7 protein-coding genes are annotated in these 12,769 nt (G+C 40.6%); 2 read left to right on the top strand and 5 right to left on the bottom strand.

The window, feature by feature from the left end:
* Positions 1 to 150: 150 nt before the first annotated feature.
* The gene (locus RRG12_RS40285; RefSeq protein ID WP_420763055.1) at positions 151 to 288 is read right to left on the bottom strand and encodes a hypothetical protein; all 138 of its coding nucleotides are present in this window, start codon (positions 286 to 288) and stop codon (positions 151 to 153) included.
* Between the two features lie 363 nt (positions 289 to 651).
* Between RRG12_RS40285 and RRG12_RS40280 the strand changes: the two genes are divergently transcribed.
* A complete protein-coding gene (locus RRG12_RS40280) occupies positions 652 to 1,134 on the top strand; it encodes a DNA cytosine methyltransferase (RefSeq protein ID WP_069069918.1) in 483 nt (160 codons plus the stop codon).
* 186 nt (positions 1,135 to 1,320) lie between these two features.
* Positions 1,321 to 6,762, top strand: coding sequence for a trifunctional serine/threonine-protein kinase/ATP-binding protein/sensor histidine kinase (locus RRG12_RS40275; protein ID WP_420763054.1), 5,442 nt, complete (start codon positions 1,321 to 1,323; stop codon positions 6,760 to 6,762).
* Here the strand turns inward: RRG12_RS40275 and RRG12_RS40270 are convergent.
* From RRG12_RS40270 to RRG12_RS40255, 4 genes are all read right to left on the bottom strand, one after another.
* A complete protein-coding gene (locus RRG12_RS40270) occupies positions 6,734 to 7,117 on the bottom strand; it encodes a hypothetical protein (protein ID WP_420763053.1) in 384 nt (127 codons plus the stop codon). The genes RRG12_RS40275 and RRG12_RS40270 overlap by 29 nt on opposite strands.
* A 175-nt stretch (positions 7,118 to 7,292) precedes the next feature.
* A complete protein-coding gene (locus RRG12_RS40265; RefSeq protein ID WP_420758009.1) occupies positions 7,293 to 8,504 on the bottom strand; it encodes an endonuclease in 1,212 nt (403 codons plus the stop codon).
* A gap of 159 nt (positions 8,505 to 8,663) precedes the next feature.
* Positions 8,664 to 10,877 carry a DUF4114 domain-containing protein gene (locus RRG12_RS40260; RefSeq protein ID WP_420763052.1) on the bottom strand — a complete coding sequence of 738 codons (2,214 nt, stop codon included), beginning with the start codon at positions 10,875 to 10,877 and terminating at the stop codon, positions 8,664 to 8,666.
* 122 nt (positions 10,878 to 10,999) lie between these two features.
* The coding region (locus tag RRG12_RS40255; RefSeq protein ID WP_420763051.1) for an alkaline phosphatase at positions 11,000 to 12,769 on the bottom strand (1,770 nt) is incomplete at its 5' end.

The raw sequence follows: 12,769 nt of genomic DNA, 5'->3' as shown, positions 1-12,769 counted from the left end.
GTGTATTCTACTTATAAGATCTAAATCAATTCTACTTTCGAACTGCACAAAATTATAGATTTTATCTAAGTGATTTCTAATATCGCTACCATATATAATATTATTTAATACTTTTATTGTATTCTCAATACTATCTCCACTACATTCTGCTCACTCTAATATTTCAAATAGAGTTTTCAGACCGCAATCTCCTTGGGTCTCAATAGAAATATTTTCACTTAAACAATCCAGAACTTCGTCAAGGGTTTCTGAATCAGTTAGTGCAAGCTGTTTTGGTAAAGTCGTCAATGGTCATTATTTGGGTGGATGTACATTCTTGATAATTTCAGTTTTTGAACCTCTTTTATTGAATATAAGTTTTAATTATAAAATAGGTATTATTTAGAACTAACTTCTACTGAGTGTCTACTTAGCGATCGCTCTTTAGCAAAACTTTGCGATTTACTGACTGTTAATCTCTCTACGTCGCGGTCAAGTTATTGGCATTGTCACAATAGTTGATTGCAAGTTCTCACAAGTTGCATCTGGCTGGGGGATGGCTGGGCAATACCATTGGCATCTGGAGAATCCGCGAGAAATTACACCAATTCCTTACATTGGGCGGTTGGGAATTTTTGAAGTGCCAGACGATTTGGTTATGGAGGTGGTTGCATGACTAAAACAGTTCCCATGATTCGCACACTACAACACCTTGGGGCAACCAGGGAAGATATTATCGCCTTTATCAAAAAAGCGAAAACCAAAAAGACATCGCCAAAATTAGATGTCTGCAAAAATTTTGATAACACAAAATTAAAACCAGTTCTTCCAGATGATGCACTGATCGCTGTAATACTTTTCGCGGGTGGCGGCGGGATTGAAGCTGGAATGGTTGAAGCTGGTATTCGCCCAGTTATTGCAGTAGAGTTTGACCCAACTAAACCAGAACTAAGTCGGGCGATAGCCTTTACCCATCACCACAACTTCAGCGAATACGGCTGTAGAATAATCCAACTAACAGTTCAAGAAGTAGCACAGTCAGGATTTCTAGGTTTTCCACGAAGACCCGATTACCTCCATGCCTCCCCGGTGTGCGCCAACGTAAGCCTTGCCCATACAGCTAAAGCGGGCAAGGGTATTGAAACAGCTGATTAGACTATTACGTAGAAAAGCGAGCTGCACACGCTGTATGAAAAAGTTTATAGCCATTGCGTACTGATAAAGATTAATGAGGCTAATTTTTCCTTAATTAGCATTTGAAGAGTTAACTTGGCTTCAATTCTGGGAACTATCATAGGAGCTACCAAAATCTATTAGAAAACAACATTCAGACAAGTATTAATGTTTAAATTAATTGCTCATATTCCTGACTATAGTATTACAAGTTTAATTTATGAAGCTGCTACCACAGTAATTTATCGAGCATACTCCAAGGCTAAGGGACACTCAGTTGTTATTAAACTGCTCAAAGCAGAGTATCCCAGTATCAAAGAGATTGCCCAACTCAAGCACGAATACGAAATCATCCAAAATCTGAATATTGCAGGTGTAATTAAAGTCCATGAATTAATCAGTTATGACAACGGCTACAATAATGGTCTAGCACTGGTTTTAGAAGACTTTGGTGGAGAAACCTTAAAACATCAGATATTTACTACAGGGATTGAACTGACAAAATTTCTGAATATTGCCGAACAAATTACTGAAACTTTGGGAGAGTTACATACCCACCACATTATCCATAAGGATCTTAAGCCCGAAAACATTCTTTATAACCCCAATACCGAAAAAGTAAAACTGATTGATTTCAGTATCGCTTCGCTGTTATCAAAAGAAAGCCCAGAAATTACTAGCCTCAACCTTCTAGAAGGAACACTGGCTTATATGTCGCCTGAGCAAACTGGACGCATCAACCGAACCTTAGATTATCGTACAGATTTTTACTCATTAGGTATCATTTTCTATGAAATGCTGACAGGTCACCTCCCGTTCCAAAATGCCCAAGACCCAATGGAGTTGGTGCATTGTCACATTGCGAAAATGCCAGTAGCTCCGCACGAGATTAATCCTAAAGTACCACTGGCAATCTCTGCGATCACGATGAAACTTCTAAGCAAAACTGCTGAAGACCGCTACCAAAGTGCTTACGGGTTAAAGGCTGACCTAGAGCAAGCAGCGATACAACTGCAAATAAAAGGTAGCATTGAGCTTTTTACCTTAGGCCAACAGGATTTTTCGCATCAATTCCAAATAGCTCAAAAACTTTATGGTCGGGAAGTAGAAGTGGCGGCTTTAATGGCTGCCTTTGAAAAAGTTAGTCTTGGTTCTAGCGAAGTTGTGTTGGTAGGGGGATATTCTGGTATCGGCAAATCTTCACTAGTTAACGAAGTTCACAAACCGATTGTCCGGCAACGAGGTTACTTTATCAGTGGCAAATTTGACCAACTCAAGCGAGATATTCCTTATGCTTCTTTGATTCAAGCATTTCGAGAATTGATGCGACAACTGTTAGCTGAAAGCCAAGCCAGAGTTGAGCTTTGGAAAAATAAATTACTACGAGCATTAGGAGTTAATGGTCAAGTTATTATTGATGTCATCCCGGAAGTAGAACTGATTATTGGGCAGCAAGCGCCTGTACCGCAGTTGGGGGTTGCTGAGTCTCAAAACCGTTTTAATCGGGTGTTTAAGCAATTTATCCATGCCTTTACTGCTGCTGGACATCCCTTAGTATTGTTTTTAGATGACCTCCAATGGGCAGATGCTGCCTCTGTAAACCTGGTCGAAAATCTGATGACTGACCCAGAAAGTCAGTATCTCTTGCTGATTGGGGCTTACCGAGATAACGAAGTTAGTCCCACCCATCCACTGATGCTAATGCTAGAGACAATTCAAGCATTTGGGGCAACCGTTGAAGAGTTACTTTTGAAGCCATTAGCAGCACCTCATATTACTCAACTGGTTACTGACACGTTCAATTGCGAATCATCTCAGGCAGAACCTTTAGCTGATTTGCTATTTCAAAAAACCCAAGGTAATCCCTTTTTCTTGACTCAGTTACTAAAAGTACTGCATCAAGATAATCTTTTGACATTTGATTATCGTTCGGGTTTCTGGAAGTGGGATCTCAACAAAATTCAGGAACAAGCCATTACCGATAATGTTGTCGATTTAATGGTGAATAAAATTCAGAGACTGTCAGAACCCACACAGCAAGTTTTACAATTAGCTGCTTGTGTCGGCAACCGATTTAATTTAGAAATTCTAGCTGTAGTAAATGAAAAATCTCCATCAGCAACAGCAGTTGATTTATGGTCAGCTTTGCGAGCAGGATTAATTCTTCCCTTAAGCGATACTTACAAAATTCCCCTGTTGTTGAATCAGTCAGAATTAGCAACATACTGCGATACTGCGGTACAAGTTGAATATAAGTTTTTGCACGATCGCGTTCAGCAAGCTGCCTATTCTTTAATTCCAACCGAGCAGCAACAAGAAGTACATCTAAAAATTGGAAAACTACTATTACACAATACTGAAAAAGCCCAGTTAGAAGAACATCTTTTTGATATCGTCAACCATCTCAATGCTGGTAGTTCATTGATTGTGGAACCAGCAGAAAGATATGAACTAGCAGAATTAAATCTGAAAGCAGGCCAGCGAGCAAAATCATCTTCGGCGTTTGTAACTGCATTAAAACTTCTGAAAACAGGGATGAGTTATCTACCTAAAAGTAGCTGGCAAGATAAATATTTACTCACATTAAGTTTACACTTACAATCTGGAGAAGCAGAATTTTTAAATGGTGAATATGAGCAAGCCTTGCTGATTTTTGAACATACTTTCAGCAAAGTTAAAACTACTCTTGATATGTGCCGAGTAAATGAATATCGGATTATGTGTTATCGCATGGAGAATGATTTAAACTCCGCCTATAAAATTGGGTTAAATACCTTAGAACTTTTAGGCTTGGAGTTTACAGCTTATCCTGATGATGCATATTTGTTAGAAAAACTTAATCATACTAAAAAAGTTATTGGCGATCGCTCAACTTTTAGTCTCGCAGAACTCCCGCCAATGCAAGACGAAGAGAAGTTAATGGCTCAACGCATCTTAAAAGAAGTCTGGCCTATTGCCTACTTTTTAGGATCTAAAGCATTGCATATCACATCAATGAACATAACTCAACTTTCAGTTCAGTATGGCAACTCACCAATTTCTGTATTTGGTTACATGCTGTATTCATTCAACTTAGTATTTCAATATGGTGAGGTAGATTCAGGTTATGAGTTTGGTGAGCTATCTCTGCGTTTGCATGAAATTTTAAGAACTAAAGAACTAGAAGCAAATATTTTGAATATGTGGGGAGGTTTAATCTGTCATTACAAAGACCATATTAGCCAAGCAAAACCTTATTTATTGAAGGGATTTAATAGTGGTTTAGAAACAGGTTCTTATCAATGGTCTGGTTATTGTTCAGTTAATTATTTATGGCAATGCTTATTTGGAAATGAATCTTTAGAAAAAACCGCAGAAGTAGCCGAAGATTTTATTCCTAGCCTCCGCAAGATTGATAGAAATATGTTGAACTACCATCTGCTGGCTATGGAAGCGATCGCTAACCTGATTAAGCCAGCAGAAAAGATTGACGAGCTTGTTGGAACTTGGGCAGATGAACGGCAAGTGCTAGAATTTGCATTGGCATCTTCGGATATGTTGAGTGCATTTGTAGTTTACATCTATAAACTTGCGCTCTGTAACTGGTATGGAGAATTTATCAAAGCTGTTGAGTATGCAGACAATGCCGAAAAATATGTAGGGGGAGCGCGAGGAATTTTTATTAATCCTGTTTTTTACTTTCACCAAAGTATTGCCTTAGCAGGGGCTTATGCAGAGGTAGATACAGAAACTCAAGTTACTTATCTGCATACACTAAATGCCAACTTAGAAAAATTCCAGCAATGGGCAATGCACTGTCCAACTAATTATCAACACAAGTTCTTGCTGATTCAAGCTGAAGTGGCTCGGATTGATAAACAAGATTATCAGGCAATGGAGCTGTATGACAAGGCGATCGCTTCTGCTGCTGAAAACGGTTATTTACAGAATGAAGCCTTAGCAAACGAACTCGCATTTCGATTTTACTTGGCAAAGGATAGAAAAAACTTTGCCAAAGTTTATTTTAAAGAAGCCCGCTATTGCTATCTCAAGTGGGAAGCTACGGCTAAAGTCCAGCAACTCGATGAACAATATTCCCAACTTTTTGCAGATACAGCCGGGGAGGTAAATGGGCGAGGTCCAGCTACAAAGCAGATTCGGGATATTTCTGAAGCTAAAATCCAAACTCTAGATTTAAGCACAGCGATTAAAGCGTCCCAAGCACTCTCAAGCGAGATGGAGTTAAATCCTCTGCTGGAGAAAATGATGACGATCGCGATCGAGAATGCTGGTGCCCAAATGGGTTATCTACTTATAAAACGGGAGAACCAGTGGGTAATTGAAGCCGAAGGAAGCATTGAGCGAGATCGAGTGACAGTGCGATCGTCGAGTCTGTTTCAAGTAAGGCATAAGCTACCAGTTTTGCTGATTAACTATGTTGAAAGAACAAAAGAAAATTTGGTTTTAGACGATGCTAGCCACACAGAGCGTTTTGTGAGTGACAACTATATTGTTGCCAATCAACCCAAATCAATTTTGTGTTTGCCTTTCTCTCATCAGGGTAAGCTAACTGGAGTTCTTTACCTGGAAAATAACCTCACTACCGGAGTCTTTACCGCAGAGCGATTAGAAGTACTGAACTTATTAACTTCGCAAGTTTCCATCTCTATAGAAAATGCTCGCCTCTACACAAACTTACACATATACTCCCAAGAGTTAGAAATTTCGGAAACACAAGCGCGTGAGAAAGCAAAGCAGCTAGAACACACGCTCGATGAATTGAAGCTCACCCAGTCCCAGATGGTGCAAAGCGAAAAAATGTCTAGCTTGGGGCAGTTGGTGGCAGGCGTTGCTCACGAAATCAATAACCCAGTTAGCTTTATCTACGGCAACCTTATTTACGTAAATAATTATGTCAAAGACTTAATGAGTGTAGTACAACTTTATCAGCAGCAAAACCAGAATTTACCACCTAAAGTTCAGAATGAAATAGATGCAGTTGACTTAGATTTTTTGATGGAAGACTTACCTAAGCTGTTGGCTTCAATGAAAGTGGGAACTGATCGCATTCGACAAATTGTATTATCTTTACGAAACTTTTCCCGCTTAGACGAAGCTGAAGTCAAAGCCGTTAATATCCATGAAGGCATTGATAGTACCCTAATGATTTTGCAAAATCGGCTTAAACCCCAGCCAGATCATCCGGGAATTCAGGTAATACAGGAGTACGGCAACCTGCCACCTGTAGAGTGCTACCCTGGCCAACTGAATCAGGTATTTATGAATTTAATCGCCAATGCCATCGACTCTTTAGAGGAATTTAATGAATACCGGACCTATGCTGATATCGCATGTCAGCCCAGTATCATTACAATTCGTACTACTATTGAAGGCAATATTGCCGTCATTCGCATTGCTGACAACGGTTCTGGTATCGATGAAAATGTGCGGACGCAACTTTTCACGCCCTTTTTTACCACAAAACCTATTGGGAAAGGCACTGGTTTAGGGTTATCTATTAGTTACCAGATTGTGACTAATAAGCATCGAGGGCAGTTGGAATGTGTATCAGTTTTAGGACAAGGGGCTGAATTTATTGTTTCTATCCCCCTTCAGGCAAGACTAGTGTAGAGCGACGAATTATTTTGACTAGGGCAGTTACTTTTCCTAATTGTTCATCTACCACTTGAAACAATTTAATTACATCCTCTTCCAAAGCAACATCAGCCGCAACTGCAATCAGTCTACCTCCCATCTTTGCAATAGAACTAACAATTGCCTTTGCCGCTTGTTGATTATGAAGATAATTAATACAGATAGCATAACCCGTAGAGAGTTTACTGATGGGAGCAAGCATTGTTTTTCTGCGGGTTATCTGATGATAGTCAGATAACTTGACTTTCAGAGTTAATGTGTGTCCTCGCGTTTCGTATTGTTCTAACCGTTGCTCGACAATTTGGGCAATTTGTTCGAGTTCTTGTAACATTTGACCGACATCGCTTAAGTCCTGTGCAAATGAGGTTCTGCACCAATGGACTTGCGAACCTGATTCGCCTCAACATAACAATTCGCAATTTGCAATTATTCACCACACCCAAAGGTAAGGGCTTGAATATAGTTTCTCCTCTACCCCCCATCTTTCAAGGGTAGGTATTTAAAAATCAGGCAGTAGAGAGGGTGATTTGAGAGACATGGAGTTGTGGAGTCAAGGAAGGCCAAGGTTCAGGGAAAAAGCTACCTTGAGGTAGGGGAAGACGATTAAGAACGGCAGCCTTAATCACTAAAAATCCACGACGGAAACATGAGAGACAACGATGGAAGACACTATTTTTCAAATTGCGTCGTGCAACGTGGGTTTGTGGTAATTCGTCTAAACTACTAATAGGCAAATTGGCATCAATAGCACCTCCAACACTAACCTGCCATAAAGTAGCGATTGCGATCGCTAACCAATGTCTCTCGGCTCGTTTGGTATCTGTCATTTTAGTTTGATGCCAAGCAAAACCACCTCTTTTACCGTCTTTAAATAGACATTCAATCCAAGAGCGCATCGAATACCAACAAGCATCCGCAACTTCGGGTTGTAAATCGGTGAGAATTAACCAAGGTTCGGCATAGCCCTCGTCATGACGGGCTAACAATGTACATTCAATCGGGTTACTTTTGAAACAAGTTACCAATGACTCAAATGACTGACCAACTTCTCGAACAAGAGTATTTAGAGGTAGCCAAGAAACAGTACCTTTAATTTGAAACTGCCCCTGAAGGTTAATCCGCATAAAAGGATGCCAACCACAGTTCAAGATTTGTTGATACAACCACTCAGCATAAAGCCCTCTATCTGTGGTGACAATTACAAACCAATCTGGTGGTACAGTTTTGTCTATATGGCGAAATAATTCTTCCCAGTGAGGTTTCCAACTTCCAGGAATGGTAGCTTCAACTATTTTCCAGGCAATTGGAATTCCACAGCCACGGTAAACAATGCTAATTGCTAATACAGTAAAGCGATCGCTTAAAGTTGAAGCATCTGCTGCCAATGCTAGACGTTTTTCACCTTTAGGCCAAAGACTTAGAATCCAAGATAGTAGTGGACTAAAACAAGATGTCACATCCAATGAAGTTCGACCAGTTTTTGTTTTATCTTCTGCGTCTCGATACCATTCCCGCAGTTGCTGACGTATAGTATTCTCCTTTTTACCCAGTAGTTCTGCTAAAAATACTGAAACCGTTGTCAGTCCACTTGATTGGGTCATTACTATCCCAAAAGTCCACATTGCCAGTACAACAGCTTGAGGTTTTGTGAGATTTGGCATTTTTTCAATTACTTTTCTAGTCCATTCTCTTAATTCCTCGCTTTTTCCTACTTGCATTCACCCTCCTGCACCCGTAGTAATTCTGCTGATAAAAGCTAGATAGTATTTTACCTGCAAAAATACGCCTTTATTAAATACCTACCCTTGAAAGCTACCCCCCATCCCCTCTAACCCTCTGCCTTTTCTTGCCCTGACAAAATCACATTGCTTCCGATGTCATCTGAAATTAACTCGCACAATTATATCGTTGAAATCTCGATCGCCACCATTTGGTAAATCCTCAAAGCCAAAGGTGTTATTGCCTAATAAGCGGATGTGATCTACTTGCCGATCGCTAGTCGGATTAGCACCCAAAAATGAGAAATAAACAGGATTTCCTCGGCTTATATATGTGTTGGGATCGCCATTAGCAATAATAAATGGTGCAAAAATACTATCAGAACTGAATTGTTCATTAGATGTGATTGTTGCTTGGTTCGTTCCTGTTAATCCGACAATCCTACTATTAATTGCTGCTTCAGTATACCCTGAGTCTCCAGGTTTATAAATCGTACCATTGACATTAATAGTACCAGTCTCATCAGTCACCTGATAAAAGCCAATAAAGTTGTTATAAGCCGCTTCTCGGTTAACAGTAAAGGTAGCGTTCACATTATCACCGATATAAAGCAGTTCTCCTTGAGTTGAACCTTGCTGACCAAATTCGTTACTCAAGCCGGAATCTAATGATTGATTTGTTGCCTGAATATTCACCGTTAGATTAGTAAAATTCAGGGAGAAACCATTGTTACCCAAGTCTTGAATATTTTGGGTTGAGGAAAACACTATGTCAGTATAACTAGCTTTACTGATTACAGTTTGAGTTGTAGTGCCTTGAACTAAATAAAATCTGAAGTTAGAACCAGAGTCTAATTGCAGTGAGCGAATAACATCGCTGTTACTGAACCCATTTGGCAAATTGGCAATGGTGGAGAAAAGTACCTTGGCTCGTGCTAAAGCTGCTTTGTTATAACCGTCTGCACCTGGAAGAAGTGATTTACCAGTATCATCTTTAACGCTACCCGCAGCATCATCAACATTAAATACACCTAGTTCATTCAACCGATTAGGATTAGGAGTACTGCTAGCGATCGTGATTTTGAGTATTGCTTGATCATTAGTACCTTTAATGTTAAAAACGTCCTCAAAACCCTTTGTTAATTCAGGAGAGATAACGATATTGTTATTGTTAACACCAATATTCAACGCTTTCTCAAAGGATAGTCCACTTTGGTCTGTTGTTTTTACCCGAATTTTGTAACTAGATTTGACATCAAAGTTTGGAGCATTATTAATTTGTAACTTATCCCCATTGATAGTAAAAACAGCATTGTCGGTATCATCAATACCAGCAACTAAGCTGTAGGCAAAAGTATTATTCGCGTCTGGGTCAGTGCTGCTAAATGTGCCAATGATTGTATTAACTGAAACATTTTCGTCAACAGTTGTAACATCCAATGATAAATCTGTAGGTGCTTCGTTGAGGTCGTTGACTGCGATCGCCAATGCTTTTTCAACGAAAAGTCCATCATTATCGGTAGTGCGAACGCGGATATTGTAACTAGATTTAGCCTCAAAATTTGGAGAACTATTAATTTTTAGATTACCGCCATCAATGGTGAAAGCAGCATTATCAGTATCACCATCCCCAGCAACTAAAGTGTAGGTAAAAGTGTCATTGGTGTCTGGATCGGTGCTGCTAAATGTGCCAGCGATTATATTAGCTGAGACATTCTCATCAAGATTTGTAACATCCAATGATAAATCTGTAGGTGCTTCGTTGAGGTCGTTGACTGCGATCGCCAATGCTTTTTCAACGAAAAGTCCATCATTATCGGTAGTGCGAACACGGATATTGTAACTAGATTTAGCCTCAAAGTTTGGAGAACTATTAATTTTTAGATTACCGCCATCAATGATGAAAGCAGCATTATCTGTGTCACCATCCCCAGCAACTAAAGTGTAGATGAAAGTGCTATTGGCATCTGGGTCGGTGCTGCTAAATGTGCCAACGATTGTATTAGCTGAGACATTCTCATCAACAGTTGTAACACCCAATAATAAATCTGTTGGCGCGTAAATAGGGGTATAAGTAATGCTATTGTCTCTCTCGGCATCAAAAAAAATGTCAGCGTTGACTGTAAAAACACCAGAAATGACAAATTGCAATCCCAATCCTTGATCTGCAATTTCTCCTGATTGGTTGGTTAATAATACTGCTTGAGAATCATCAGTTTGCGTGAAAATATATCCATCGTAGGTAGCAGAAATATTTAAGCCTTCCTCAAGTGTTACTTGTTGATCGTCAGCAGCAGCTTGATTGAAGAAGAAGTTGCCTGTGAGACTTTGGTCAGTGTTAGAGAATTTATAATAAAGGATTGAGTCAGCCATTTTTTTACCTAGATAAAGAACAGGTGGAAAAAGATAGAAATAGCTTTTTATTAAGCAGAGACATGTATAGTCACATCTCTGCTAAAGCCAGTCTTCTGGTCAGTGTTCAAGAAAGCGGTGTGTTAATGTGGCGGAGTTCCTCCACTCGTGAGCGCAGTATTCATAGCTTGAAATATCTGGGTCTGATCAACTACTCCCCGAACACCAGGCACGCTGTAAGTAGTACCAGAGCTATCTGTCATCTGGAAGCGTTGACCCAAGAATTTAGTCAAAATTGATGAATTAGCACCTTGGTAGTAAACAGGCACAATCCGTCGGCTGTGGCTACCCCAAAGATATTTTTTACTTGGGTCAGATCCCCAGAAGTGACCGGCATTTGCTGGAAGGTGCTGGTTAAAAGTGATGTCCTTGGCGTTAAACTTCAAATCTCTAGACACATTTGGATCTTGAGCAGTTAACTTGGAGAGGAAGTTGGAATTTAAGGTGAGATAGTGGTCATGGTCAGCCGTAACAATTAGCAAGTTTTTGCTCCAACCGCCATTGTTGTTGATCCAATTAATGGTTGTTTGCACGGCTTTATCGAAGTCATTCATCGTACCAATCAGGTTATCCATGTTGTTATCATGGGCAGCCCAGTCGATATCACCGCCTTCAACCATCAGCCAGAAACCATCTTGGTCTTTACCCAGAACTGTTAAAGCTGCTTGAGTCATGTCAGCTAAAGTGGGATTTTCGTTAATCTCTCTGGCAATGAAGCTAGCGTCAGTTTCACCAGGAGACAGAGGACGAACAGTATCAGGGTTAGGAGTTTGATTTGTAGAAGTTGTGGTGCTATAGAGTGTAAATTGACCTAAACCTGTTGTGCTGTAGTCCCCTTTGGAAGAACTCGTAGGAATGTTGCCATCTTGACCGCGAGCGCCATACAGACCAAATAACTTGCCGCCAGTGTTTGGGTCAATTGATGCTGCTGTGTTCAATAGTGTCTGAGTTGCATTCGGGCCACGCTCCAAAAAGGTGTAGCCGTAGCGATTGTTAGGATTTGATGAAGCAGGAGCTGAACAAGCGGCTGCATCGCTCAAGGCTGTTTTACCAGTCAACTCTTTGTAAGTAGATGCCTTGATGTAGGTGTAGCTAGTGGCATTACAGAGTGGGCCGGAACTGGTAGTGTTCTGGTGATCTAATGGATGACCGCCGCCCAAAATAACATTAGGCTGAAAGTTCAGTAATGCCTGTTGCAAAATACTGTCTTGATTAGTCTTGTTGGGATCGTAGTCACTATCATACTTATTACGACGATTTACGAAGGAGACGGCAGCGCCGGGAGTTGCATGGCTGACTGGTACTGAAGTAACGACTCCCGTGGACTTACCCTGTTGTTTGGCAATTTCGACGATGGTTGTCAGCTTCTGCTCGTAAATGTCTACGCCCATCGCGTTGTTATAGCTCTTTACACCTGTATAAAGAGTTGTGGCGGTGTTAGCAGAGTCGGGATAGCTGTACTTGATGTACTCTTTGTCATAATTACCGGGGTTGGCAGGGGATAGGGGAATCCAAGGAGTAGGGCCTCCCTTGGTTACGTCATAGCCTGCTAAGTTACCTGGTAGTGAGGTGTCGCCATTGATTGTATTACCAGGATTAAATGGGGTGGGCTGGAATGAAAAGCCTGGACGAACAGGACTTGCACCTGTAAGTGAATTACTTCCATCCAGGGCAGAGTTGCCTGTTGATTTAACTGAGTTACTTCCCTCAATTGTTGTGCCGTAGGTTGTTACTAGCCCATATCCAGTAAGAGTTTGGAAGCTCAAACCGGAACCTTTCCCGGCTGTGTAAAAAGCCCCACCTTTGGCGATCGCCGCAGCCCGAGCCATATTCCAACCCATACCATCGCCAAT

The organism is Nostoc sp. CALU 546 (assembly GCF_048836525.1).
Note: the sequence above shows the minus strand (reverse complement) of the source record. Positions and strands in the feature narration are given on the sequence as shown.

What these genes read in the sequence shown, in the direction of transcription:
- RRG12_RS40280 (WP_069069918.1), top strand. Translation starts at nt 652, where the DNA reads ATGACTAAAACAGTTCCCATGATTCGCACACTACAACACCTTGGGGCA.
- RRG12_RS40275 (WP_420763054.1), top strand. Translation starts at nt 1,321, where the DNA reads ATGTTTAAATTAATTGCTCATATTCCTGACTATAGTATTACAAGTTTA.
- RRG12_RS40270 (WP_420763053.1), bottom strand. Translation starts at nt 7,117, where the DNA reads ATGTTACAAGAACTCGAACAAATTGCCCAAATTGTCGAGCAACGGTTA.
- RRG12_RS40265 (WP_420758009.1), bottom strand. Translation starts at nt 8,504, where the DNA reads ATGCAAGTAGGAAAAAGCGAGGAATTAAGAGAATGGACTAGAAAAGTA.
- RRG12_RS40260 (WP_420763052.1), bottom strand. Translation starts at nt 10,877, where the DNA reads ATGGCTGACTCAATCCTTTATTATAAATTCTCTAACACTGACCAAAGT.